Source organism: Ensifer sp. MJa1, assembly GCF_037026475.1.
Classification (GTDB): Bacteria; Pseudomonadota; Alphaproteobacteria; order Rhizobiales; family Rhizobiaceae; genus Ensifer.
The window spans coordinates 259,509-282,975 of record NZ_JAKUMO010000007.1 but is presented as its reverse complement, the minus strand read 5'-3'; the positions used below and the strand labels follow the sequence as shown (position 1 = coordinate 282,975).

General features: G+C 60.4%; 22 protein-coding genes and 1 pseudogene. 12 read left to right on the top strand and 11 right to left on the bottom strand.

The window, feature by feature from the left end:
* The first annotated feature begins 19 nt into the window (after window positions 1–19).
* Window positions 20–790: an ABC transporter ATP-binding protein gene (locus MKZ91_RS12775; RefSeq protein WP_336171238.1), complete on the top strand. Its 771-nt coding sequence runs from the start codon at window positions 20–22 to the stop codon at window positions 788–790.
* A 43-nt stretch (window positions 791–833) separates the two neighbouring features.
* Here MKZ91_RS12775 and MKZ91_RS12770 read toward each other — a convergent pair whose 3' ends face one another.
* Genes MKZ91_RS12770 through MKZ91_RS12760 form a run of 3 tightly spaced genes read right to left on the bottom strand, consistent with a single transcriptional unit; the run spans window position 834 to window position 2,642 of the window.
* Window positions 834–1,238, bottom strand: a complete 405-nt coding sequence (locus MKZ91_RS12770; RefSeq protein WP_336171237.1) for a DUF2177 family protein — start codon at window positions 1,236–1,238, stop codon at window positions 834–836.
* A gap of 22 nt (window positions 1,239–1,260) precedes the next feature.
* Window positions 1,261–1,932: a ChrR family anti-sigma-E factor gene (locus MKZ91_RS12765; RefSeq protein WP_336171236.1), complete on the bottom strand. Its 672-nt coding sequence runs from the start codon at window positions 1,930–1,932 to the stop codon at window positions 1,261–1,263.
* A complete protein-coding gene (locus MKZ91_RS12760; RefSeq protein ID WP_336171235.1) occupies window positions 1,929–2,642 on the bottom strand; it encodes a sigma-70 family RNA polymerase sigma factor in 714 nt (237 codons plus the stop codon). The genes MKZ91_RS12765 and MKZ91_RS12760 overlap by 4 nt, the downstream gene beginning before the upstream one ends.
* Before the next feature lie 89 nt (window positions 2,643–2,731).
* Between MKZ91_RS12760 and MKZ91_RS12755 the strand changes: the two genes are divergently transcribed.
* The 3 genes from MKZ91_RS12755 to MKZ91_RS12745 are packed head-to-tail and all read left to right on the top strand — an operon-like array spanning window position 2,732 to window position 6,100.
* A complete protein-coding gene (locus MKZ91_RS12755; RefSeq protein WP_336171234.1) occupies window positions 2,732–4,090 on the top strand; it encodes an NAD(P)/FAD-dependent oxidoreductase in 1,359 nt (452 codons plus the stop codon).
* Complete coding sequence (locus tag MKZ91_RS12750; RefSeq protein WP_336171233.1) at window positions 4,087–4,869, top strand: DUF1365 domain-containing protein; 783 nt, start codon at window positions 4,087–4,089, stop codon at window positions 4,867–4,869. The genes MKZ91_RS12755 and MKZ91_RS12750 overlap by 4 nt, the downstream gene beginning before the upstream one ends.
* 13 nt (window positions 4,870–4,882) lie before the next feature.
* Window positions 4,883–6,100 (top strand): cyclopropane-fatty-acyl-phospholipid synthase family protein, encoded by a 1,218-nt coding sequence (locus MKZ91_RS12745; RefSeq protein ID WP_336171232.1) that lies wholly within the window; start codon window positions 4,883–4,885, stop codon window positions 6,098–6,100.
* 6 nt (window positions 6,101–6,106) lie between these two features.
* Here MKZ91_RS12745 and MKZ91_RS12740 read toward each other — a convergent pair whose 3' ends face one another.
* The 8 genes and pseudogenes from MKZ91_RS12740 to pdxR all read right to left on the bottom strand — a co-directional run bounded on the left by MKZ91_RS12740 (window position 6,107) and on the right by pdxR (window position 14,705).
* Window positions 6,107–6,892 (bottom strand): SDR family NAD(P)-dependent oxidoreductase, encoded by a 786-nt coding sequence (locus MKZ91_RS12740; RefSeq protein ID WP_336171231.1) that lies wholly within the window; start codon window positions 6,890–6,892, stop codon window positions 6,107–6,109.
* Between the two features lie 91 nt (window positions 6,893–6,983).
* Window positions 6,984–8,303 (bottom strand): MFS transporter, encoded by a 1,320-nt coding sequence (locus tag MKZ91_RS12735; protein ID WP_336171230.1) that lies wholly within the window; start codon window positions 8,301–8,303, stop codon window positions 6,984–6,986.
* A gap of 12 nt (window positions 8,304–8,315) precedes the next feature.
* A complete protein-coding gene (locus MKZ91_RS12730; protein WP_336171229.1) occupies window positions 8,316–8,819 on the bottom strand; it encodes a DUF3833 family protein in 504 nt (167 codons plus the stop codon).
* 72 nt (window positions 8,820–8,891) lie between these two features.
* Window positions 8,892–9,281 carry a hypothetical protein gene (locus MKZ91_RS12725; protein WP_336171228.1) on the bottom strand — a complete coding sequence of 130 codons (390 nt, stop codon included), beginning with the start codon at window positions 9,279–9,281 and terminating at the stop codon, window positions 8,892–8,894.
* 356 nt (window positions 9,282–9,637) lie between these two features.
* A pseudogene (locus MKZ91_RS12720) lies at window positions 9,638–9,979 on the bottom strand (efflux RND transporter permease subunit); the annotation flags it as partial.
* Window positions 9,980–10,021: 42 nt separating this feature from the next.
* Window positions 10,022–10,468 (bottom strand): hypothetical protein, encoded by a 447-nt coding sequence (locus MKZ91_RS12715; RefSeq protein WP_336171227.1) that lies wholly within the window; start codon window positions 10,466–10,468, stop codon window positions 10,022–10,024.
* 429 nt (window positions 10,469–10,897) lie between these two features.
* Window positions 10,898–12,457, bottom strand: a complete 1,560-nt coding sequence (locus MKZ91_RS12710) for an ABC transporter substrate-binding protein (RefSeq protein ID WP_336171226.1) — start codon at window positions 12,455–12,457, stop codon at window positions 10,898–10,900.
* A 748-nt stretch (window positions 12,458–13,205) separates the two neighbouring features.
* Complete coding sequence (gene pdxR / locus MKZ91_RS12705) at window positions 13,206–14,705, bottom strand: MocR-like pyridoxine biosynthesis transcription factor PdxR (RefSeq protein WP_336171225.1); 1,500 nt, start codon at window positions 14,703–14,705, stop codon at window positions 13,206–13,208.
* Between the two features lie 156 nt (window positions 14,706–14,861).
* Between pdxR and tauA the strand changes: the two genes are divergently transcribed.
* The 8 genes from tauA (at window position 14,862) to pta (ending at window position 23,444) form a co-directional block, all read left to right on the top strand.
* On the top strand, window positions 14,862–15,878 hold the full coding sequence (gene tauA / locus MKZ91_RS12700) for a taurine ABC transporter substrate-binding protein (protein WP_336171224.1): 1,017 nt from the start codon (window positions 14,862–14,864) through the stop codon (window positions 15,876–15,878).
* A gap of 84 nt (window positions 15,879–15,962) precedes the next feature.
* A complete protein-coding gene (locus MKZ91_RS12695; RefSeq protein WP_336171223.1) occupies window positions 15,963–16,775 on the top strand; it encodes a taurine ABC transporter ATP-binding protein in 813 nt (270 codons plus the stop codon).
* Entirely contained in the window at window positions 16,768–17,595 is an 828-nt protein-coding gene (locus MKZ91_RS12690) for an ABC transporter permease subunit (protein ID WP_336171222.1), read from the top strand. The genes MKZ91_RS12695 and MKZ91_RS12690 overlap by 8 nt, the downstream gene beginning before the upstream one ends.
* Before the next feature lie 111 nt (window positions 17,596–17,706).
* A complete protein-coding gene (locus MKZ91_RS12685) occupies window positions 17,707–18,093 on the top strand; it encodes a nuclear transport factor 2 family protein (RefSeq protein WP_336171221.1) in 387 nt (128 codons plus the stop codon).
* Between the two features lie 17 nt (window positions 18,094–18,110).
* On the top strand, window positions 18,111–19,511 hold the full coding sequence (locus MKZ91_RS12680) for an NAD(P)/FAD-dependent oxidoreductase (RefSeq protein WP_336171220.1): 1,401 nt from the start codon (window positions 18,111–18,113) through the stop codon (window positions 19,509–19,511).
* 35 nt (window positions 19,512–19,546) lie between these two features.
* Window positions 19,547–21,322, top strand: coding sequence for a sulfoacetaldehyde acetyltransferase (gene xsc / locus MKZ91_RS12675; RefSeq protein ID WP_336171219.1), 1,776 nt, complete (start codon window positions 19,547–19,549; stop codon window positions 21,320–21,322).
* 74 nt (window positions 21,323–21,396) lie between these two features.
* A complete protein-coding gene (locus MKZ91_RS12670) occupies window positions 21,397–22,434 on the top strand; it encodes a YeiH family protein (RefSeq protein ID WP_336171218.1) in 1,038 nt (345 codons plus the stop codon).
* On the top strand, window positions 22,434–23,444 hold the full coding sequence (gene pta, locus MKZ91_RS12665) for a phosphate acetyltransferase (protein ID WP_336171217.1): 1,011 nt from the start codon (window positions 22,434–22,436) through the stop codon (window positions 23,442–23,444). The genes MKZ91_RS12670 and pta overlap by 1 nt, the downstream gene beginning before the upstream one ends.
* Window positions 23,445–23,467 lie beyond the last annotated feature (23 nt).

Below are 23,467 nucleotides of genomic sequence, written 5' to 3'. Positions count from 1 at the left end.
CAAGACACGGAGACAGACTATGACGGCGATGCTCGAAGTGACCAACATCCGAAAGAGGTTCGGAACGGTTGAGGTGCTCAAAGGCATCTCGCTCAGCGCGAGGCGCGGAGATGTGATTTCCATGATCGGCGCGTCCGGCTCCGGCAAAAGCACCTTCTTGCGATGCCTCAATTTTCTGGAGCAACCGTCTGAGGGCAGCTATCGGTTTCAGGGCGAAGAACTTGCCCTGAGGAAGGCGTCGAATGGTGACCTGATGGTACAGGACGCCAAGAAGCTCGCTTCGATGCGGTCCCGTTTGTCGATGGTTTTTCAGCAGTTTAACCTGTGGAGCCACATGACGGCGAAGGAGAACGTGATGCTGGGGCCGATGCGCGTACAGGGCGTGAGCCGCGCTGAGGCAGCTGAAAGAGCCGACGCATACTTGGCGAAGGTCGGCGTCTCGCACCGCCGCGACGCCTTTCCAGCTTTTCTCTCGGGCGGAGAACAGCAACGAGTGGCGATCGCCCGGGCGCTGGCGATGGAGCCGGAGATCATGCTTTTTGACGAGCCCACCTCGGCACTTGATCCGGAGCTTGTCGGCGAGGTGCTTCGGGTCATGCGGGGATTGGCCGAGGAGGGAAGAACAATGATCGTCGTTACCCATGAAATGGCATTTGCTCGCGACGTCGGCAATCATGTCATCTTTCTCAGTCAAGGCGTGATCGAGGAGCAGGGCGAGCCACGTGAAGTTTTGAGCAACCCCCATTCTGAACGCCTTCGCAGTTTCCTTTCGTCGCGAGATATGAGTTGAGCCCAGCAGGGCGCCTCGGCGAGTTCGGGTATTCGGAAATCGGTCAAATCAACTTCTGTGCCGCCAAAACGGAAAAGTAGCCGGCAAGAGCGGACGTCGCGGTGATGAAGATACCCCACATCATGTCCACCATGCTTGCTTCCAACGACCATCCCTTAATGGTTGCAAGATTTGTCATGTCGTAGGTGCCAAAAGCGACAAGGCCGAGCAGAGCGCCCGACAGCAACGCTGTGGGCCAACTTCCAGAGTTAGCTGCAGGCATGACCGCAAAAAACGAGATGCCGGTCACGTAAATAATATAGAAAGCGCCTGCAGCAACGAAATTCGGTTGGTCGAGCAGAAGTTCGCCAAGATGGCTGCGATAGAATTTCGACGAACCCGTCAACCATAAAAAGTCCAAACCGAGAAAAACGACGCATGTCACAAGGTACGATACTACATAAGTCATATCGGTTACGCCCGCTTTACGATCAGATCCCAAGGACAGGTTGAAGCAATCGCATAATCCAACTCCGGAACCTGAGCGGCGCATCGGTAACGGCCAGACAGATACAATCCTGACCTGGCGCCGCCAGGGGCTGGTGTTGAACACTCGCGTCTGCCTCCTCAAGGTCTCCGCGGGCGAACACCATCTCGCCGTCGTTGAAGCTACCACTGATCACGAGCGTCAACTCGCGCCCTCCATGGCTGTGTTCAGGCACCGGTTTGCCAGCAGGTATGCGAAGCAGACGCGCCGTCGTCGACCGATCGGCGAGCTTGATCGGAATATGATAGGCCCCACGTCCCAGAGACTTCCATTTCAGCTCCGTCAGATCTCCTCCAAGATAGGAACGCAGGGGTTCCGGGATTATCGGCGGCGAGTCCACTTTGGCGATTCCCGTCGGCTGCCTGCGTGAGGCGCTGGCTACTTTGATCTCGGTTCGGATGCGTTCTTTCAATCGCGAAAACGACGAGGTTTCAATCGGCAGCGGCGATATGTTATCGAGCAACTCGCCGGCCGCGTTTTCCATCAACGTCAGTCGTGAGCGGCAGTTCGGGCATAGAGCAAGGTGGGTCGCAACAGCGAGCCGCCATCCTTCTTCGAGCGTGCCGGATGCATATCCGATCAGTAATTCGTCGCTAACGTGGTGACGGATGTTCATTTTCCGTCCTCCAGCGCAGCTCGAAGCTTCGCAAAAGCAAGCCGAATTCGCGACTTCACCGTTCCGAGCGGCAGATTCAGCTTGTTTGCAATAGTACTGTGGGAACAATCGTCGAAGAACGATAGCGTCAGCAGTTGAATCTGTTCCTGGGGCAAGTCCTTCATCGCGTCCTTCAACCGCGCCGCATCCTGCTGTTCCGCCAGCGCGCTTTCTGCGCTCTTGGCGTCGTCGGGGACAAAGGCAGGGTCATTGACGTCAAAATCGGGCCTCCGGTTCTTGCGGTACACGTCAATGCGAAGGTTGCGCGCGATCGTGAAGATCCATGTCCCTGCGTTACCGCGTTTCGCCTCGAACTGGCCCGCCTTGTTCCAGACGGTGATCATCACTTCCTGCATCAATTCCTCGGCAACGTTTGGATCACGCGTAAGGCGCACCATATAGGCTTTAACGCGCGGACCGTAATACCGGAACAGTGTCTCAAAGGATTCCATGTCCCCGTCGCGGCCAACCGCCTCCAACAGCAAGCAGGCTTCATCTTTCTTCAGTTCCCCGGCCGGCTCTATCATGCGTCCACGCTTCTTCTGCCTTCCGAGTTCAACCGGCGCCACGGGCCTCGTTCGAACAAACGGAATATCGGTGATAGCGGTAGCCGAAATCGCACGAATTGTCTCCATGGCTTCAGTTACGGTGCATCCTTCTTCTTGGATCATGGTCGTTCAAAATTTTGCATCAGGTTCGATCCGCTTGGGCAACTTTTTCGTAGTGCGTAGGTAATTGTTCGTCAGATTGAGGGGACAACATGCGAATTGATCGGGGTATGAGGGGTGAATTCGGGCAAAGGCGTGTCGCTGTGATTGGCGCCGGTATCTCGGGAATGTCTGCGGCTTGGTTACTCGGTAAAAGCTTGGAGGTGGTGCTGTACGAGTCCGGTGACAAGCCCGGAGGTCATGCCAATACAGTTGTCGCCCCTACGGCTTCTGGGCCGGTTCCCGTCGACACAGGGTTCATTGTTTACAACGATCGCAACTATCCCAACCTTGTGGCGCTGTTTGACCACCTCGACGTCCCGACCCAAGCTTCCAATATGTCGTTCTCCGCTTCGTTGGATGGCGGGGCATTCGAATACTCGGGCTCTGGATTGACGGGCTTGTTTGCTCAACCCTTCAACGCACTGCGTCCGCGCTTCTGGAGAATTTTGTCAGACATTTTGCGTTTCTATCGCGACGCTCCCAAAGCCCTCAATTGCCGGAAGCTGGCTAGGAAGACACTGGGTGAGTATCTCGACGAGAATGGCTATAGCCACGCTTTCATTACCGATCATCTCCTTCCGATGGGCGCTGCGATCTGGTCCACAACGACCAAGCGCATGCGAGACTATCCGCTGCATGCCTTCATTCGATTCTGCGACAGTCATGGTTTGCTTGCCTTGACGGACAGACCTCGGTGGCGAACCGTAACCGGGGGAAGCCGAGAATATGTCAACAGGCTAATGTCGGACTATTCCGGCGAGTTGCGAACAGGAAGAGCAGTGCAGGAGATCCGTCGCGAGGTGGGGACGGTGGTCATAACCGATCGTGAGGGCAATCGTGACACCTTCACGGATGTTGTTATCGCGACTCACGCGGATCTAGCGCTGGCGATGCTCTCAGAGCCTGACGCCCGTGAAAGAGAGCTGTTGTCCGCGATCGGTTACACGAGCAATAGGGCGGTTCTGCACACCGATACCTCATTGATGCCCAAGCGGCGAAATGTGTGGTCGAGCTGGAACTACATTGGCGCCTCGGATGATTGCGGTGAGCGCCAGCTATGTGTGACTTACTGGATGAACCGATTGCAAGGCATCGATCCAGCGACACCGCTTTTTGTGACGCTGAACCCGCACCAAAAGATAGCCAGTGAGCGGATAATCGCGACATTCGATTACGACCATCCCCTGTTCGATCAGCGAGCATTGGTGTCGCAAAAGGAGCTATGGCGTCTCCAGGGACGCGGCGGCGTCTGGTTTTGCGGGGCACACTTCGGCAGTGGATTCCATGAGGACGGCTTGCAGTCCGGGCTTTCGGTTGCCGAGGCCATCTCCGGCATGCGACGTCCATGGTCGGTCGGCGACGATTCTGGCCGGATCCCCTCTGAGATCGGTTTTGCGGCGGCTCAATGATGTCGAGGTCGGCTCTTTACAGCGGGCAAGTGTGGCACGTTCGGTTTCGGCCCCGCCGGCATCGGTTTTCCTACAGGGTCTTTTCGTTGCTTCTCGATCTGGATGAGTTGGCATGCTTGGACCGCAAGCTGCGTCTCTTCGGCCATAATCGCTGGGCCCTGTTCAGCTTTCGTGACTGCGATCACGGCAACGGCGAAGTAGGCGGGCTTCGCAGTTGGGTTGAACGGCAGCTTTCCGAGGCGGGCGTCGACGCGAAGGGGCTGCATGTCCGTATTCTATGTTACCCCCGCATACTCGGCTACGTTTTCAACCCTTTGACGGTCTTTTACTGTGAGGCAGGCGATGGCCAAGTCCAGGCCGTTCTCTATGAGGTATGCAATACCTTCCACGAACGTCATACCTATGTCATTCCGGTGAACGACGGCCACGGCGGAGCGATCCGGCAGTCGTGTGTCAAAGAACTTTACGTTTCTCCATTTGTACCCATGGATTGCCGCTATCAGTTCAACCTGCGTCCGCCGGGGGAGACCGTGTTCGTCGGCATAACCGAAGACGATTGTGACGGGCGACTTCTCACGGCTGTGTTTTCCGGAAAAAGGGAAGAGATCTCGGACAAAAGACTTCTTCTGACCTTCCTGAAACATCCGCTCATGACGTTAAAAGTCATCGGCGCGATCCATTGGGAGGCACTCAAAATCTGGGTAAAGGGCATGCCCGTGCATCGCCATCGGTCGGCGGTTGCGCAGGTTGACACGACCATCGTCTCCCGTTTCGAATAGAAAGACACCTTGCATGAGCGAGCTTGATCAGAGCACGGCGTTCTCAATATCGTCGGGCCGCCCGCTGTGGCAGAGAATAGTATGCGGTTGGCTTGCCCGTATCCAACGCGGGCAGCTGCGCGCGGAGTTCCCGTGCGGGGCGGTGGATTTGGTCAAGGGCAACGTCCCCGGTCCGACTGCAGCGATCGTTTTTAGGAACTCAAGGCCGGTCTGGCGTATGCTCACTAGCGGCAGCCTGGGGTTTTCGCGATCCTATCTCGATGGCGATTGGGAGACATCAGACCTTGGAGCCCTTATGGATCTTGCGCTCGTAAACGAGGACTACCTGAAGTCTGCGCTCGCGTCTGGTCCGATTTTCAGCCGTCTCGCTTACCTACGGCACCTGTTCAGACGAAACTCCCGCGCCGGGAGCCGCCGAAATATCGCGTTCCATTACGACCTCGGGAACAGTTTCTACGGCGCATGGCTCGATGAGACGATGACCTACTCTGCCGCCATCTTTGAGCGGCAAGGGCAGTCACTCGATGAGGCCCAACGGGCTAAGTATGACAGGATCCTAAATGCGCTTCGAATCGGTCCCGAAGATCATGTTCTTGAGATCGGTTGTGGCTGGGGCGGATTTATGGAGTACGCCGCCTCGCGCACAGGGTGTCGCATTACCGGGCTGACTTTGTCCAAGGAACAGGCCGGCTTTGCGGAAACTCGGCTGGCAGGCAAGGGATTGTCCCCGTTGGCTGAGGTTCGGCTGCAGGACTATAGAGATTGCAAGGGACGTTTCACCAAGATCGTCTCAATAGAGATGTTCGAAGCCGTCGGAGAGGAGAATTGGCCGGTATACTTCGAGCAGCTGCGCGCGAAACTCGCTCCAGGCGGACAAGCGCTGGTCCAGGTCATTACGATCGACGAGACGCGGTTTGAGCGGTACCGGCAAAACGCCGACTTTATTCAAACCTACGTATTTCCCGGCGGCATGCTGCCTTCTGCGGCAGTCTTCAGGCAGACAGCTGTCGCTTCCGGCTTACTCGTGCGGGATGCATTTTCCTTCGGCCGCGACTACGAAAAAACCCTGCGCATGTGGGAGGGTGCTTTCCTCGACAATTGGAACAAGATTGAATCCGCTGCATTCGACGGACGGTTTAAACGCTTGTGGCTCTACTACCTCAACTACTGCGCCGCCGGCTTTCGTAACGGTACCATCGATGTCCACCAGTTCCGCCTGGAATTGAAGTGAGAGAGGTCAGTTAACTTCCTCACGCAACATGCGGCGCGTTATGGCGAACCTTAGACTTGGAGGAAGAGCCTTCAATAACTTCAAGACCACTTTCATCCTCCACGGGAATGCGATCTCGAACTGCCCTCGCTCAAGCCCCCGCATGATGTATGCCGCCGCACTTTCTGACGAGATCAGGAAGGGCATTGGGAAGTCATTCTGACGCGTCAAAGGCGTATCCACAAATCCGGGGTTGATGATTGTCATCTGAACGCCGTGCCTTTCCAGTTCCGGATAAAGAGCTTCGCACATGTTTATCAACGCGGCTTTTGTTGCGCCGTAGCCCGCGGCACCTGGAAGACCGGTGTAGCCTGCCACAGACGCCACTACTGCAATCCGACCCGACCGGCGCGCGGTCATTGCTGGCATGGTCGCCTGCAAACAGTTCACGGTTCCCATGATGTTGAGCCCGACCATATCTCCGATCGCCGCGGCGTCGAAGGCCGACAGGCTATCGCGCCGGTACGTTCCTGCGCCGAAAACCGCCAAGGAAATTGGACCCAGGCGCATTTCAATGTCGCGTACGGTGATTTCTGTCGCTTCGCGGTCGGTCACATCGAGGGGAAAAGAATGGATCCTGTTTTCCGGCGATTGTGCGAGCATCTCAAGCTCAAGTGTGTTCCGCGCGCTTACGGCGACGGTCCAGCCGTCAAGTGCCAAACGGATTGCAAGCGATTTACCGATGCCGGAGCTTGCGCCGGTAACCCACGCCACCTTTCGTTCATCTTTCTTGAGCGTGTGATTGTTGATCATTTGAGCCTCACAGTCATAACGAACCTGCCTCAGGTAGCGAGAGGGGCGGCTTTATGATTAACCCTTCCAGTCTGGAACAACCTCAATCCTCTCAAATGCGGGCAAGAAACCCTTGTTGGGGCGGCCGTTCGATCGGAAAACGCCACATGAACCCGATTGCTGCGAGTTTCGCAACTATCGGTAACCAGGCGTAAAGCATCGAAAGTCCCTTGAGCGCGTCGGCCGATGGACGTTCTTCAGTCGGGTCGAAGCCAAACGCACTTAGCAATGGAAATACCACCCCCACGGCTGCTGCGAGAGAGAGCTTCGTGGCAAGCGCCCACGCGGCGAAATACATCCCGGAACGCTGAGAACCTGAGACAACTGTGTCGTTGTCAATGACGTCTGCCTGCATGGACGGCGGCAGAACTAGGTCGAAGCCGAGCAGAAGTCCGGTGCACACGCAAATCACACCAAAGGCGACCAGGTCTCCGTCGCCAAGAAATCCTGATACAGCAAAGATTGAGCACGTCGCCAGCATAGCTCCGCTCCAGGCCTTGTGCTTGCTGAAGCGGTTTGCAGTCTTCACTGCGAGCGGTACACCAAGGACTGCGCATGCGAAGTAGAGAAGGAGCAGCGGGCCGCGCCAATCCGGTGCGCCCAGACGCTCTGAGACAAAGTAAAGAAACAAAGTAGCTGGGATTGCGTTGGCAAATCCATTCAAAAGAAAAGCGGCGATGAGACGCAGGAACGGGCGGTTCTTCGCCATGAAAACCAGGCTTTGCACCAAGCCAATCTCCCGCGTCGATCGATTGACCGGTTCGGGAACGAAAACGAAAGCCATAAGGCCTGTGATCGGAAGCAGCGCCGCGACAAGAACGGCTACCGCCGCTAGCCCATCGACGCCATTCGCCGCAGCCGTCCCAACAGTGAAGGGGAGGCTAATTGCAGATAAAGTTCCTATGAGTGTGGCACCTTCGCGGTAAGCGGCAATCCGTGTCCGCTCGGTATAGTCGTTTGAAAGTTCTGCCCCCCAGGCGGTATAGGGAAGAGAGGTCCAGGTAAAGCCAAGTGACAAAAGTCCACCCCATACAAGCAGATAGCCAAGGCCGACGGTTTGAGGCGGCCAGAACAACATGAACGCGGCGCCCGCGGTTAGCGGGATTGACGCGAGAAAAAAGCCGCGCCGGCGACCGCCGACGCCATGCCACCGGTCGGCAAGCCAGCCGAATATCGGATCGCTCGCGGCATCAAGAACACGAATGGCAAAAAGTACGCCGCCAACGGCCGCGACCGGCAGTCCCATGACCTCGGAGTAAAAGGTTGGAACGATAACGAAAAGCGGCAAAGCCAGGCCTGCCAGCGGAATCGCTGGTAGCGCATAGAGGATGAGTGTCGAGGAGCGTGACCTAGATCCTCTTCTGCGGGACATTTGCCACATCCGTCACAGTCTCGTGAACTCGACACATGTCCAGGCAACTGGCAATCCGAACTTTGTCACATAGGCAGTATTGAGTACCCGGCCATCATTGTTCAATGTCATGGTGTCGTGAAAGCGCACCTTGTTCTTGCGGTTTTCTGGGTCCAGGAAAACCACATAGCTGAAGCGCGCGACATTATCTTTAATCTGCACCTCAGTCTCTCCAATCACGTCCTCGCGCGTACCCCTGTATCTGCCGGGTCCATCCTTGATGAACCGCCACGTCTTGCGATCGCGAGTGCCGTCATCGAAGGTGAAATCTTCCCTGAGCGTCAGCGTTCGGCCGTCCCATTTTCCCAGCAATAGCACCTTGAAGGTCCTCTTCACCCCGGTGATGCTTCGAAAACTACCTTCGGCCCTCGAGCTGCCTGTGAAGAAGCCCTCAAGCGAAAAAGATCCAGCGCCTGCGGATGTAATCAATGCAAGGTTCATGGCGATGATCGAGAGAAAAACGCTGAAGAAGTGCATGCTTGTCCTCCGTCAAATCCATTGCGCGGCATCATCACCAACCCCAATATCCTGCTTGCCCCCGCTGCGACTTCAAAGCTCCGGACCTATTCGGGCAATGCCGGTCTTTCCATCATCGCGAATCCACTTCAGTCTCTCTTCATCGACGCGATAGAGCTCGAAACACATCGAGCGCCCCTCGTACCAAGTGCCAAATCGCTGGCAGAGGCGGTCAGACTGTATCCACCAAGTGCCTGTATCTTTGGGTTTCACGAACCTACCGAGGCCTAAAGCTTCGCCGTTGCCGTCGACACTGCCACTCCTTCGATAGTTCAGTGGGAATTCCCCGCCGAGCGGAGCTGCAAGGAAGATGCGCCGTCCGACGATCTCTCCCTCGATCTCGTTTGCCTTGTATCGCTCCGCGGCAGCCCCTGATGCTGTAGCCGCGGACAAAGCTGCGATTCCAATTGCAGTTCGCAACATGGCTGGTTCGTCTGCTCCCGTTGTTTTTGTCAGCGTTCGATACGAGCCGGACGTGGCGTTGGATCATTTCTGCTACCCGTTCTTGTTTGGATTTCGTGAGCTTCCGGCGTCTTAAATTGCCTTCTACTCCTCCTCCGGAGCCGGTGGCGCGCTGCTCTCGTCCTTTGACAGGACCGCCCCCGTGCGAGCTTGGCCCGGCGGCGCCTCAATCGCACAGGCACGCGAGGTTCTGCTCGAAGCACCAGCTTGAATAGGATTTGAAGCTGCAGTCGGATAAGGCGTTGTCCTCAGTGCGGCTGGCCGATGGCTCAGGGGATGAGCCAACCCGCGGCCTGGCGGATTCGGCGCCCTGCGTCTTATGGGCACGGTGGAGTGTCGCGTAGCCCGATGCGACGCAACCCGTCTCGGCGTTGGATATGTGAAGGCCCGAAAGCGGAAACCACCCCGGCCACGGCCACAAGCGGAACGATTTCCCCGCTGGCAGTCCGCAAAGGCAGGTTCTCGATCAGAGCGAGATCGGAGCCGTCAACTTTTTCGACCTCGACGCGGATCGGCACGGAGCGCCCCGGTTCCTCGAGCAGAGCGAGTTCGGGGTCGATCTCGCCGATGGTCGCGACCCGCACCGCATTCGACAGCCGGTCGATGCCGATCCCGAGTTCGGCCATGAATTGCGTGTCCGGCACAATTTGCAGCTCGGGTCGAAGCGCATGCGCGCGATGACGTGACGCTGCGAAAGAACGTCATGTCTTGCATTGCGCCTTCCAACAGTTCGCTTGCCTGGTCAAGCTCGGCAGGTCGTCTCCAAGAAGGGCGAACGCGAATTGACGGCCGCCGGTCAGACCCAACTGATGGCTGCGAATATCGGTGACCGATGTCATCCGTGCGGCAATCTCCGCCGCGATTGTCTCCTGACTGCGTAGCCGCTCGGACTTGTGCGACAGCGTCAGTTGCACCGCGAAACCGTTTGTGCACGAACGGTCGCCCGCCGCGGGCTGCCGAAAGGCGTAGATCTGCGTGACCTCCGGAATTGTGCCAAGGAGTGCGGCGATCTCGCAGCATTTGCGGACCATTGCAGCCTGGCTCGTGCCGTCGGCCAATTCGATCTCCAGCGTCAGTCGGGCGCTATCCTCGGCCGCGAGCGGCAACGCGACGCAAACAAGACCGAAGGCGACGGTGACCACAGCCATGTCGACATTCACTCTGTCGCGCCCGGCCTTAGCTGCCGCAAGACGAAAAAGGGAAAGAGAAAACCGGCGCACGGACAGGCGGAGCAACCTGGAAGGGCGTTGCGATTGTCAGGGTCCCCGAGAAGCCCGGCCCTGGTGAAGATCAGCAGATCTGGGAATGGTCGAAAGCGTCTCGCGCACGATCTCCTCGGAATGACCTAGTCATGCGACGGAAGTTCGCTTTGAAGCACATATAGACTATATATGTTATGCATTTTGCAAAGCGATTTCCTGCTTCACACCGCCTGGTGAGGTACGAAATTCCTTCCTTTGATTTCTGGACCAACGCCCTTGCCGGCGAATAGGGGGGGCGGTCATGCTGGTCGGAATCGCCACTGGCAAAGTGAGCAGGAGCCAGAACGCCTGCCGCTCCGGCTCCATGCATGAGGTTTACTCCGCGAAACGTGTCAGCCAGTGGCGCGGCTTGTTGTCGGCCAGCTGAGCGACCCGGTCGATCTTGTCGCTCATCACCCAGGCCATGGGCTGCTGGTGCAGCGGCAACATGATCATTTCGTCCTTGACCATCTGGAGTGCCTTGCTCTGCAGCTCGAGCCGCTTGGCTCGATCCATTTCGGTCGATGCCTGGATGATCAGCTTGTCAATCTCCGGATAGCTCCAGCCACCCCAGTTGAAGACGCCGGCCTTGTCGCTCCTCGTCTCGATCATCTGGAGCAGGATCGAGTAGCTGTCGAGCATCGGCTCGTTCGCCCAGCCGATGATGTAGACGTCAGAGAGACCACCCGTGCGCTTGGGTGCTTGTGCGGCCGTAGGGCCGATGTCAAGCTGCGGCTTGAAGCCGGCGCGGCTCAGCATGTTGACGATGCTCTGGCAAAGCTCCTCCTCGTTGACATAGGCCTCGTTCGTGCAGACGAGCGTGAAGGGCAGATCGCTGGCGCCGGCCTCCGCCAAGAGCTTCTTCGACAGTTCGGGATCGAACGGCACGACCTTGTCCAGCGCTTCGCTGTATCCAGGGATTTCCGGTGCAATGATCGCGCCCGCCGTTCTCGACTTGCCGCGCATGACCCGCTTCTGGATGAGTTCCTTGTCGAGCGCGTGCGCGACGGCCTGGCGGACGCGAAGGTCGTTGAACTTGTTGTCGACGCCGTCGGCCAGTTTCGACTTGCGGTTGAAGCCCATCATGATGGTGCGCAGGTCGGTGCGCTCCATGACCTTGAGATCCGGCTGCGCGACGAGGCGCGGAAGATCCTGCGCGGGGGCGTTCTCGGTGAAGTTGATCTCGCCCGACAGCATTGCGGCGACGCGCGTCGCGGCCGAAACGATGGGCGTGAACTCGATGCGATCGATGTTGGACTGCGACTTGTCCCACCACGTGTCGTTCTTGATGAGAACGGTCTTGCTGTCGGGGGCGCGGCTCTCGAGTTTGAACGGACCGGTGCCGTTGGTGTGGTACGTGGCGTAGCCTTCGATCTTCTTGCCGACGTCCGTCGGCTTCAGCGCGTTGTTGTCGGTGAGCCAGGTGGCGTCGAAAATGTGGATGTTCGTTAGGTCGTTCAAAAGCAGCGGGTAGGGGCCGGTGAGCTCTATGTCGACCGTATGGTCGTCGACCTTTTTCGCAGACTTGTAGGCGGGAAGGTTGCCGCGAAGCGGCGAGTCCGGATCGCTGACCCGTGTGAGGGAGGCAATCACGTCGTCCGCACTGAAATCGGCGCCGTCGTGGAACTTGACACTCTTGCGAAGATGGAACCGCCAGACCGTGTCCGATACGGTCTCCCAGGATGTCGCAAGCGCTGGCTCGATCTTCAGTTCACCATCAAAGCGGACAAGCCCTTCATAGACGTGGTTGAGGAAGGACAGCGTGTAGCTGTCGCCGTAGGAATAGGGGTCGAGCGAGTAGATGTCGCGCGAGGCGCCCCATTTGAGCGTTTCCGCATGGCCCGGCGCGGAAAGCGCAGCCGACATGACGGCTGCGAGCATTAATTTCTTGAGCATTCTGCTGTTCTCCTTGGTTGAGGTCATCTGTCCCCTTGAGCGGGGAACTTCTTCTTGAAGAGGAAGGACGGCCTGCTGGCCGTACATCTGGTCGCAAGATACGGATCGGCAGTGGCGCGGCCCGTCGTCGGCGCGGGCATGGCCTGCCCGATCTGTCGGTTGCCGCCCGGGCGATCGACAGTTCGTGCGCGGGGGTGATGATCAACGCTCGTTCCTGGCCGGCGAGGCAGTCAAGTCGAAGCATCCCGGCGATGCATGAAACGCCAAGTTCCGGTGTCGATCATCTCATTCGAAAGCCAGCACACGCACCACCTGGACACAGGCTCGTCCACGCACCCTTTGTGGGTCCGGTTGAGGCGCTCAAGGTTCGAATTGGGACGTGGGAACGGGGATCGAATGTAGAGGTGTCAGGCTAGCTCGCCCGGTGGCGCGGGTCGGCGTTGGCGTTCTTCGCCGAAAGTCGCGCGGATACGCAGGCGCACCGTCTTCCAAAGGCCTTGCATCAACCTGCTCCTCCCTAGCTCGTTGCTGCTGATCGGAACCATCGCACGCCAGAAGTATTTGTCAACGTATTTGTCGACAATCTTGGATACGACACATTTGATGATTGTCGACAATATTGAAGTGCTACAGCGGCACGAGCAGGTACGCCGGCAGCTTACCCCGATTTTGCTAGCAAAGTCAGTGGCTTGTTCGGCTCGGGATTGGGGCTGCCACTCAACGACTGGTCGCTTGTCGCCCGAAACTTTCACTTCGCAATGAAATTCTCGTCGTTGCCGCCGCGAGAAAGTGCGTCGATGCGGGTGCGAACGCGGGCGACGCCTTCGGAGATGCTCGTACTCGGAATGGAGGAGTATCCCATGCGGAAGTAGCGGCAGGGCGTGTCGCTTCTTGGGAAAAAGGGGGAACCGGATTCGACCAGCACGCCGTCCTGCCGCAATTCGCTGACCAGCCGGTCGGCGTCGAGCCCTTGTGGCCCCTCCATCCAGAAGGACGTGCCACCGAAGGCCGAGGAGCCGGCGATCGTCAGGTTCTCCCGGCGCAGCGCCTCGGCCATCAATACGTGGCGCTTGTGGTACTCGGCCCGCATGCGGTGCAGCACGGCGTCATAGTGGCCGAGCGCCAGGAAATAGGCGGCGGTGCGCTGAAGGTGTCCCGGCGGGTGGCGCAGCATTAGCGAGCGAAGCGCCCGCGCCTCACGGATAAAGGGCGCGGGGGCGACGAGGTAGCCGAGCCGAAGCCCGGGAAACAGCGATTTCGAGAAGCTGCCGATGTAGAGCACGCGGCCGGTGGGATCGAGGGCCTTCAGCGCCGGTGAGGGCGGGGCGAGGAAGCTGATCTCGAATTCATAATCGTCCTCGACGATGACGAAGTCCTTCTCCTCGGCGGCCTGCAGCAGTTGGGTACGCCGGTCGACCGGCATGGTCGCACCCGTCGGCGAATGGTGGCTCGGGGTGACGAAGACGGCGTCGACTTTCTCCGGCAGCGCGTCCGGCGACAGGCCCTCGCGATCGACGTCGACGGTCGTGACGTCGGCGCCGCTTAAGAGCAGCGAGGCGCTGATGTCCGGGTGGCACGGGTTCTCGCAGACGGCGGCAGAGCCCTTGTCCAGGATCAGCCGGGTCACGATCCAGAGCGCATTCTGGGCACCGACAGTGACGAGGATTTCGTCCGGCGTGGCATGAATGCCACGGCGCGGCAGGGTGCGGGAACAGATGTAGTTGACCAGCCGCACATCGTCGGCGGCGGCAAAATCGCTCGCCATCAATACGAAGTCTTCCCGCGCTAAGGCCCGGCGGGCGCAGTCGCGCCAGGCATTGAGGTCAAACAGCGTCGGATCCATCTGGCCATAGAGGAAGGGAAACGGGTAGCGCCGCCAGTCGAGAGGCTTCGGAACCTGGCGCACCACCTCGAAATTCATCTTGATCTTGCGGCTCCAGTCCACTGGATCTGCGCCTGCGGATGGGCGATTGCCCTCCACACCCGTGCCGGGCGGGTTGCCGGAAATCCGGTAGGAACTGCGGTTGGCGGCTTCGACATAGCCTTGGTTGATCAGTTCCTGATAGGCGAGCGTTACCGTGATGCGTGAGATCTGCAGATAGTCGGCGAGCTTGCGCGTGGAAGGCAGGTGCGCGTGCGGCTGCACCCGGCCGGCAAGCACGGCTGAAACGATCGTCTCGCGCAGTTGCGCCTGCAGGCCGATCCCGCTTTCGCGGTCGATGAAGAAGATGGTTTCGGATACGTTCATCCGCACGGCGCCGCCCCCCAACGACGTTAATCTGGATCTATTCAACTTCCATACTGGATATAACGCAAGCCGGATCTCGGCCGTATCGTCATGAGCAAGACCGGAAAAACGGCCAGGGAATGAACAAAAGGGAATAAACAAAGAGGAGGACGAAGAATGCTACATGGACATTTCAGACGACTGGCCGCCGCCGCCAGCATCGTGGCGAGCCTCGCCGCATCCGGCGTGGCTTACGCGGAGACGAAGCTTGTCGTCGGCTACCAGCAGATCGTCGGCCCGTTCGTGGCCGCCATCGCCGACGGACGCTTCGACGCCGCCGCCAAGGAAGCAGGTTATGCGATCGACTGGCGCCAGTTCAGTTCCGCCGGCGACATCACCACGGCGCTCGCCTCGGGCGACGTCCCGATCGGCGTTCTCGGGTCTACCGGGACTGCGGCCGCCGCCACGCGCGGTGTCGAACTGCAGCTCTTCTGGATCCTCGACAATATCGGCCAGTCGGAGGCACTTGTCGCCCGCGACGGATCGGGCATCGAAACGCCGGCCGACCTCAAGGGCAAGAAGGTCGCCGTGCCCTTCGTCTCGACCTCGCACTTTCATTTGCTGGTCGGCATGAACAAGGTCTGGAACGTCGATCCGCGCGAAGTGGAAATCCTCAATCTGAAGCCGCCGCAGATCGTTGCCGCCTGGCAGCGTGGCGATATCGACGCCGCCTATGTCTGGCCGCCAGCACTTTCCGAAATCCAGAAGACCGGCAAGACGATCTCGGATTCCGAGGTGATCGGTGCTGCAAGCGTACCGACCTTTGACGGGCTGGTGGTCGACAAGGCATGGGCTGCGGAAAACCCGAAACTCATGGAGGCCTTCACCAAGGTCCTGGCGGACGCCTATGCCGACTACAACACCAACAAGGCTGCATGGACGGAGGAATCACCGCAGGTGGAAGGCATCGTCAAGCTGATCGGGGGCGATGGCCCGAGCACGGTCGAGGCCCTGCGTCTGCTCTCGTTCCCGAATGCGGACGAGCAGGCCTCCGAGGTCTGGCTCGGCGGAGGCGCAACGCGGGCGCTGACCGAAAGCGCCAAGTTCCTCGTCGAGCAGAAACAGATCAGCAGCGCGCTCGAGGATTACGCGCCTTACGTCAACGCCGACTTTGCCAAGGCGGCAGCGCAATAGGCCCATTCGTCGATTGCGTCGGCCGTTGAGGAGCGGCCGGCGCATCATCATAGACCGTGACCGAGGTGCAGGGAGGCATTTCTCATGGAAACATTGAGCGTCAGGAACATCAGTCTGACCTACCCGGGCCTGTACTCGGATCAGGCGATCATCGCCTTGAAAGGCGTCAATCTGACCATCAACAGCGGCGACTTCGTCGTCGCCCTTGGAGCTTCGGGCTGCGGCAAGACGACCTTGCTCAACCTGATGGCGGGCTTCATGGCCCCCTCGGAGGGTGACATCACGCTAGGCAACCACCAGGTCAACGGACCGGGTGCGGAGCGCGGCGTGGTCTTCCAGAAGCATGCCCTTTTGCCGTGGCTGAACGTCATCGAGAACACCGAGTTCGGCCTCAAGCTGCGCGGTGTCGACAAGGCGACCCGGCGGGAGCTTGCCACCAAGAACCTGGCGCTGGTCGGCCTGCAGGATTTCCACCACCATATGATCTATCACCTCTCGGGCGGCATGCAGCAGCGCGTCGGCATTGCGCGGGCGCTCACCTGCGACCCGGCCATGCTGTTGATGGACGAGCCGATGGCGGCCCTCGACGCGCTGACGCGCGAGACGATCCAGGAGCTGCTTCTCAAGGTCTGGCAGCTCACCAACAAGATGTTCTTCTTTATCACCCACAGCGTCGAGGAAGCGCTGTTCCTCGGCTCGCGGCTGATCGTCATGTCACCGCGTCCGGGGCGCATCACCCACACCTACGAGCTCAACTTCAACAAGCGTTTCCTCGCCGAGGGCAATGCGCGGGCGATCAAATCCAGCCCGGAATTCATCCGCATGCGCGAAGAAGTGCTCGGCATCATCTATGGCGACGAACGTGCGTCCGGCAACCCGGAGGTGGCCCATGCTTGACAGAGTGACGCGGGCCAAGCCCGTAAAGGCCGGCAAGATCTTTGGCGCGCCCGGTGACGGCAGCAGTGGCCTCATCAGCTTTTCGACGACCGTCGTGATCGTCGCTCTCTGGTTCCTGGTGACCGAGTCCGGCTGGGTCAAGCCGCTCTTCCTGCCGTCGCCGCTTTCGGTCTGGGACAAGTTCATTCTTGCACTGACCGACGGTGTTTCGAATTCGACGCTGATCGAGCATACGCTTGCCAGTATCGGCCGCGTCTTCGGCGCATTCCTGCTGGCGCTGGTAACCGCGGTGCCGATCGGTATCCTGATGGGCGTCAACCGCGTCGTGCGCGGACTGTTTGACCCGATCATCGAATTCTACCGGCCGCTGCCGCCGCTTGCCTATCTGCCGCTGGTCATCATCTGGCTCGGCATCGGCGAGTTCCCGAAGGTGTTCCTGATCTATCTCGCGATCTTCGCGCCGATGGCGATTGCCGCAAGGGCAGGCGTGCGTTCGGTCTCCACCGAGCAGATCCATGCGGCCTATGCGATGGGTGCAACCCGCGGACAGGTCATCAGCCAGGTGATCATGAAGGCGGCCTTGCCGGAGATTTTCACCGGCATGCGGATCGGTATCGGCGTCGGCTGGACCACGCTGGTGGCAGCCGAAATGGTTGCCGCGAACCGGGGCCTCGGCTTCATGGTTCTGAATGCCGCGGAAAACCTCGAAAGCGACACGGTGATCATGGGCATCTTCATCATCGGCATCTTCGCTTTCGCCTTCGATCTTTTGATCCGCTACCTCGAAAAGGTGCTGATCCCCTGGAAAGGCCGCCTCTAACCTAAGCGACCGTTTCGACACTTCATCTCTACTCGGCCTGGCGGCCTTTGAAGACGGGCTCTCCCGTCTCCGGCGAAGCCATGCCCTGCGACCACGCCAAAGGACAGGACGATGACACTCTCTGCAACCGATCTCAAAACCTTGTTCGATGCCTTCAACCGGCACGACATCGATGGGGTCATGCACTTCTTCGCCGAGGACTGCGTGTTCAACGCGGTCGGCGGCCCGGAGGTCTACGGCAACCGCTTCACAGGCACAGACGCGATAGCCGATGCCTTCAGCGGCGTCTGGACATCGATGCCGGATGCCGAGTGGGGCAACCACAGCCACTTCGTCGAGGGCGATCGCGGCGTGTCCGAATGGACATTCTCCGGCACGGCCGCCGACGGCAGCCGCATCGAGGCCGAGGGCTGCGACCTCTTCACATTCCGCAACGGCAAGATCGTGCGCAAGCAGGCGTTCCGCAAGAACCGCCCGGTCCTGCAACCCCGCTACTGACGGCTGGAGCGAAAGCCATGCAACTGCGCGCCATTCCCCTGAAGCCCGCAAGAGAGCCGTTCGATCCGGCCTACGACCCCAACCATGCCCGCAGCCCCGGCACGGGCAAGGACTATGCGCCGACCTACTGGATCGGCACGGCCGGGCCGGAACCGGAGGATGACGGCCCGGTCACACGCGACATCGATGTCGACGTCGCCATCATCGGCTCGGGGTACACCGGTCTCTCCTGCGCCATCCACCTGGCGCGCGAGCACGGCATCAAGGCGACGGTGCTTGAAGCCAATGGCGTCGCCTGGGGCTGCAGCACCCGCAATGGCGGGCAGGCGCAGATTTGCGCCGGCCGGCTGAAGCGCTCGCAATGGATCGCCCGCTGGGGCGTCGACATCGCCCGCAAGATGCACGCCGAGATTTCCGAGGGCTTCGACCTCTTCCGTTCGCTCATCCGCGAGCCCGAAATCGACTGCGACCCCCAGGACGGCGGCCATCTCTATATCGCCCACCGCGACAAGATGCTGCCGACGCTCGAAAGCGAGGTGCGCGTCCTCAACGACACCTTCGGCTATCGCGCCCGCATGGTTTCCCGCGACGAGATCCACCGCGATTTCGTCCGTGACGAAGAAGCGCGCGGGGCGATGTACGAGCCCGATGGCATGGGTATCCATGCGGCCAAACTTGCTTTCGGCTACCTGAAGCTTGCGCGCAGGCTGGGCGCCAAGGTGCACACCTCAAGCCCGGTGCTTGAGTGCATCGCGAACGGCGGCGTGCACTACCTCACGACGCCCGGTGGAACGGTCAGGGCGCGCGCCGTCTGCATCGCCACCGCCGGCTATACGTCTCCCGGCATGAACACGCTCACCCGCCACAGGCTGATGCCGATCCTGTCGAACTCGATCGTCACCCGGCCGCTGACGGCAAGCGAACGGCAGGCGCTGAACTTCAAGGCGCGCATCCCGCTCACCGACACCCGCACGCTGCGCCATTACTACCGCATGCTGCCGGATGGTCGGGTGCAGATCGGCAGCCGCAGCGCGATTACCGGGCGCGATGCGAGCAACCCGAAGCACCTCGAACTGCTGCTTGCCGGCCTCTACCGCAAGTTCCCGGCCCTTCGCGGCATCGACATCGACTACTCCTGGTGGGGGTGGGTGGATGTCAGCCACGACATGATGCCGCGCATCTTCCAGCCGGATCCGAGCCAGCGGCTGTTCTACGCCATGGGTTATGGCGGCAACGGCGTCATGTATTCCGCCCAGGCGGGCCGGCGCATGGCCCAGATGGTCGCCGGCCAGGGTGGCGGCCTCGATCTTCCGATTTTCACCTCGTCCCTGCCGGGCCACGGGCTGCTGACGCCGTTCCGAAGGCTTGGGCAATGGGGAATGTACCGCTGGTACTACCTCCGCGACGAGATCCTCTAACTCTCTGAAATCACTGCCAGGAAAGGAACCACCCCATGAAAATGACCACCGAGGAAGCCTTCGTCAAAGTTCTGCAGATGCATGGCCTCGAACATGCCTTCGGCATCATCGGTTCTGCGATGATGCCGGTGTCGGACCTCTTCCCGAAGGCCGGGATCAAGTTCTGGGACTGCGCCCATGAGACCAATGCCGGCATGATGGCCGACGGCTTCAGCCGCGCCACAGGTACGATGTCGGTCGCGATCGGCCAGAACGGTCCGGGCGTCACCGGCTTCATCACCGCGATCAAGACCGCCTACTGGAACCACACGCCGCTTTTGATGGTGACGCCGCAGGCGGCCAACAAGACGATCGGCCAGGGCGGCTTCCAGGAAGTCGACCAGATGGCGATGTTCGAGGAAATGGTCTGCTACCAGGAAGAGGTGCGCGATCCCTCGCGTATCCCGGAGGTGCTGAACCGCGTCATCGAAAAGGCCTGGCGTGGCTGCGCACCGGCGCAGATCAACATCCCGCGCGACTACTGGACCCAGGTGATCGATGTCGACCTGCCGGCAATCGTCCGCTTCGAACGTCCGGCCGGTGGTCCGCAGGCGATCGCGGAGGCTGCCAAGCTGCTGTCGGAGGCGAAGTTCCCGGTCATCCTCAATGGCGCCGGCGTCGTCATCGGCAATGCAATTTCGGACTCCATGAAGCTTGCCGAACGCCTCGATGCGCCGGTCTGCTGCGGCTACCAGCACAATGACGCTTTCCCCGGCAGCCACCGCCTGTCGGTCGGCCCACTCGGCTACAATGGCTCGAAGGCGGCGATGGAGCTGATCTCCAAGGCGGATGTCGTGCTGGCGCTCGGCACAAGGCTCAATCCGTTCTCGACGCTTCCCGGCTACGGCATCGACTATTGGCCGAAGAACGCCGCGATCATCCAGGTCGATATCAATGCCGACCGGATCGGTCTTACCAAGAAGGTCTCGGTCGGCATCTGCGGCGATGCCAGACAGGTTGCCCGCCAGATCCTCGAGTTGCTCTCGCCGTCGGCGGGTGATGCCGGCCGCGAGGAGCGCAAGGCGACGATCCACCAGACCCGTTCGGCCTGGCAGCAGCAGCTCTCCTCGATGGACCACGAGGACGACGATCCGGGCACCGAATGGAACGAGAGCGCCCGTTCGCGTGAGCCGGGCCGCATGTCGCCGCGCCAGGCCTGGCGAGCAATCCAGGCAGCGCTGCCGAAGGAGGCGATCATCTCGACCGACATCGGTAACAATTGCGCGATCGGCAATGCGTACCCGACCTTCGAGGCCGGCCGAAAGTATCTGGCACCGGGCATGTTCGGTCCCTGCGGCTATGGCTTCCCGTCGATTGTCGGCGCGAAGATCGGTTGCCCTGACGTGCCGGTGGTCGGCTTTGCCGGCGATGGCGCCTTCGGCATCTCCATGAACGAAATGGGCTCGATCGGCCGCGAGGGCTGGCCTGCGATCACCATGGTGATCTTCCGCAACTACCAGTGGGGTGCGGAAAAGCGCAACACGACCCTCTGGTACGCCAACAACTTCGTCGGCACCGAACTCAATCCCAACCTCTCCTACGCGAAGGTGGCGGAAGGCTGCGGCCTGAAGGGCGTTGCCGTCGATACCACCACGGCGCTCACCGAGGCGCTTTCGACGGCGATCGCCGATCAGAAGAAGGGCGTGACCACCTTCATCGAAGTCATCCTCAATCAGGAGCTCGGCGAGCCCTTCCGCCGTGATGCGATGAAGAAGCCGGTGCCGGTTGCCGGCATCGACCGCGCCGACATGCGTCCGCAAAAGCGGGCCTGAGCCTGCCCGATTGCCAGATGCCCGCCCGGAAAACCGGGCGGGCAAAGCGTCCCGCGAGCGACCGGAATGACCCCATGACCTTCACCGCCTCTGTCCACGAACGTTTCCGCAGCGTGCCTTCCGGCTTTACGGCCTATTGGCCGGGCTTCGCCGTCACCGCAGCGGTTGCTGTCGCCGCGCAGTTCCTGTCCGACCATTACGGCGCGCCGGCCATGCTGATGGCGCTTCTTCTCGGCATCGCCTTTCACTTTCTGTCCGAGGAAGGGCGCTGCGTCGCCGGCATCGATTTCTGCGCCAAGAAGGTGCTGCGGATCGGCGTGGCACTGCTCGGCATGCGCATCAGCGTTGACCTCCTGATCGGGCTCGGCGCCGGCACCATCCTTCTTCTCATTTCTGCAATCGCTGCCACGATCGGCTTCGGTCTGCTCGCGGCGAAACTGCTCGGCCGTGGCTGGCGGCTGGCGCTGATCACCAGCGGTTCCGTCGCGATTTGTGGTGCGTCGGCGGCAATGGCGATCGCTGCGGTGCTGCCGAAGAACGAGTTTTCCGAGCGCAACCTGATCTTCACCGTGCTTTCGGTCACGGTGCTCTCGACCCTTGCGATGATCGGCTATCCGATCATCGCTGAGATGATGGGGCTCGATGCGCGCGCGACCGGCATCTTCTTCGGCGGCACCATCCATGATGTCGCCCAGGTCGTCGGCGCCGGTTTTTCGGTCTCACCGGAAGCGGGGGAGACCGCGACGCTCGTCAAGCTGATCCGGGTCACCATGCTGGCGCCGGTCGTGCTCATCTTCTCGCTGTCGCTGCGCAAGGTGCCGCAGCCCGAGGGCGAGACCGACAAGCGCCCGCCGCTGCTGCCCGGCTTTGTCGTCGCCTTCCTGATCTTTGCGGCACTCAACTCTTTCGGCTTCGTGCCGGAACTGGTGGCCAAGGCCGGCATGGAAACCTCCCGCTGGGCGCTGCTTGCCGGCATCGTCGCCGTCGGCATGCGGACCTCGCTTCGCCGCGTTCTCGACGTCGGCGGCGACGCCGTGGCGCTCATCGTCGCCGAAACCGTCTTCATCGCCCTCTTTATCCTCGTTGGCATTCACTATCTGGGGCACGCCTGATGAAACCGCTCGATCGCATCCTCGAAGCCGCGAAATCCGCACCCCGTCATATCGTTCTCGCCGAGGGCGAGGACCCGCGCATCGTCGAAGGTGCCTTGCGGGCGGTGCAAGCCGGCCTTGCCGAAATCACGCTTGTCGGCAATCGCAATGTCGTTGAGGAACGGCTGGCAGACGCTGGCGCGCGATCAGACGAAATTTGTATCGAGGATCCGGCATCGTCGCCCCTGACCCCGCGCCTTGCTGCGGCCTACCATCAGTTGCGCCGAAGCAAGGGTATCGACGAGGCGGCAGCAGCCGAAACCGTGCGATCGCCGCTCGTCTTTGCCGCGATGATGGTGCGCGAAGACCTGGCCGACGGCACGGTCGGCGGGGCGGTCGCGACCACCGCCGACACGGTGCGTGCCGCGCTCCAGACCATCGGCCGCGCGCCTGGCGTCGGGTTGGTGTCGAGCTTCTTTCTGATGATGCTCTGCGCACCGCACCACGCCAAGAAAGGCGCCTTCGTCTTTGCCGATTGCGGACTGGTGGTGGACCCCGATGCTCAGGGCCTTGCCGATATTGCGGTCACATCGGCGGGCTCCTTCGAGGCGCTTGCAGGAAAGCCGGCGAAGGTGGCGATGCTCTCGTTTTCGACCGCAGGCAGCGCGGCGCATGATCGGGTTTCCAAGGTGGTGGAGGCGACAAGGCTTGCGCATGCCGCAGCTCCCGGTCTGGTCATTGACGGCGAGTTGCAGTTCGACAGTGCCTTCGTCGAAGCCGTCAGTGCTGCCAAGGCGCCCAATTCGGCGCTTCACGGAGAAGCCAATGTCTTCGTCTTCCCGAACCTCGACGCGGCCAACATCGGTTACAAGATCGCCCAGCGGATCGGCGGCGCCACGGCCATCGGCCCCATCCTGCAGGGGCTTGCCAAACCGGCCAACGACCTTTCGCGTGGCTGCACTGCCGACGACGTCTTTCACATGATCGCCGTCACCGTCGTTCAGGCTTCCGGCGGGAAATCGATCGGATAGGCGGACGAGACCGAACGCTCATC

Excerpts from the sequence above, each read along its gene's own strand:
- MKZ91_RS12730 (WP_336171229.1), bottom strand. The coding sequence starts at position 8,819 with ATGCACTTCTTCAGCGTTTTTCTCTCGATCATCGCCATGAACCTTGCA.
- MKZ91_RS12735 (WP_336171230.1), bottom strand. The coding sequence starts at position 8,303 with ATGTCCCGCAGAAGAGGATCTAGGTCACGCTCCTCGACACTCATCCTC.
- MKZ91_RS12775 (WP_336171238.1), top strand. The coding sequence starts at position 20 with ATGACGGCGATGCTCGAAGTGACCAACATCCGAAAGAGGTTCGGAACG.
- MKZ91_RS12770 (WP_336171237.1), bottom strand. The coding sequence starts at position 1,238 with ATGACTTATGTAGTATCGTACCTTGTGACATGCGTCGTTTTTCTCGGT.
- MKZ91_RS12760 (WP_336171235.1), bottom strand. The coding sequence starts at position 2,642 with ATGATCCAAGAAGAAGGATGCACCGTAACTGAAGCCATGGAGACAATT.
- MKZ91_RS12765 (WP_336171236.1), bottom strand. The coding sequence starts at position 1,932 with ATGAACATCCGTCACCACGTTAGCGACGAATTACTGATCGGATATGCA.
- pdxR (WP_336171225.1), bottom strand. The coding sequence starts at position 14,705 with ATGAACGTATCCGAAACCATCTTCTTCATCGACCGCGAAAGCGGGATC.
- MKZ91_RS12690 (WP_336171222.1), top strand. The coding sequence starts at position 16,768 with ATGCTTGACAGAGTGACGCGGGCCAAGCCCGTAAAGGCCGGCAAGATC.
- MKZ91_RS12745 (WP_336171232.1), top strand. The coding sequence starts at position 4,883 with ATGAGCGAGCTTGATCAGAGCACGGCGTTCTCAATATCGTCGGGCCGC.
- MKZ91_RS12695 (WP_336171223.1), top strand. The coding sequence starts at position 15,963 with ATGGAAACATTGAGCGTCAGGAACATCAGTCTGACCTACCCGGGCCTG.
- MKZ91_RS12670 (WP_336171218.1), top strand. The coding sequence starts at position 21,397 with ATGACCTTCACCGCCTCTGTCCACGAACGTTTCCGCAGCGTGCCTTCC.
- MKZ91_RS12680 (WP_336171220.1), top strand. The coding sequence starts at position 18,111 with ATGCAACTGCGCGCCATTCCCCTGAAGCCCGCAAGAGAGCCGTTCGAT.
- MKZ91_RS12685 (WP_336171221.1), top strand. The coding sequence starts at position 17,707 with ATGACACTCTCTGCAACCGATCTCAAAACCTTGTTCGATGCCTTCAAC.
- pta (WP_336171217.1), top strand. The coding sequence starts at position 22,434 with ATGAAACCGCTCGATCGCATCCTCGAAGCCGCGAAATCCGCACCCCGT.
- MKZ91_RS12740 (WP_336171231.1), bottom strand. The coding sequence starts at position 6,892 with ATGATCAACAATCACACGCTCAAGAAAGATGAACGAAAGGTGGCGTGG.
- MKZ91_RS12755 (WP_336171234.1), top strand. The coding sequence starts at position 2,732 with ATGCGAATTGATCGGGGTATGAGGGGTGAATTCGGGCAAAGGCGTGTC.
- xsc (WP_336171219.1), top strand. The coding sequence starts at position 19,547 with ATGAAAATGACCACCGAGGAAGCCTTCGTCAAAGTTCTGCAGATGCAT.
- MKZ91_RS12725 (WP_336171228.1), bottom strand. The coding sequence starts at position 9,281 with ATGTTGCGAACTGCAATTGGAATCGCAGCTTTGTCCGCGGCTACAGCA.
- tauA (WP_336171224.1), top strand. The coding sequence starts at position 14,862 with ATGCTACATGGACATTTCAGACGACTGGCCGCCGCCGCCAGCATCGTG.
- MKZ91_RS12750 (WP_336171233.1), top strand. The coding sequence starts at position 4,087 with ATGATGTCGAGGTCGGCTCTTTACAGCGGGCAAGTGTGGCACGTTCGG.
- MKZ91_RS12715 (WP_336171227.1), bottom strand. The coding sequence starts at position 10,468 with ATGGCTGTGGTCACCGTCGCCTTCGGTCTTGTTTGCGTCGCGTTGCCG.
- MKZ91_RS12710 (WP_336171226.1), bottom strand. The coding sequence starts at position 12,457 with ATGCTCAAGAAATTAATGCTCGCAGCCGTCATGTCGGCTGCGCTTTCC.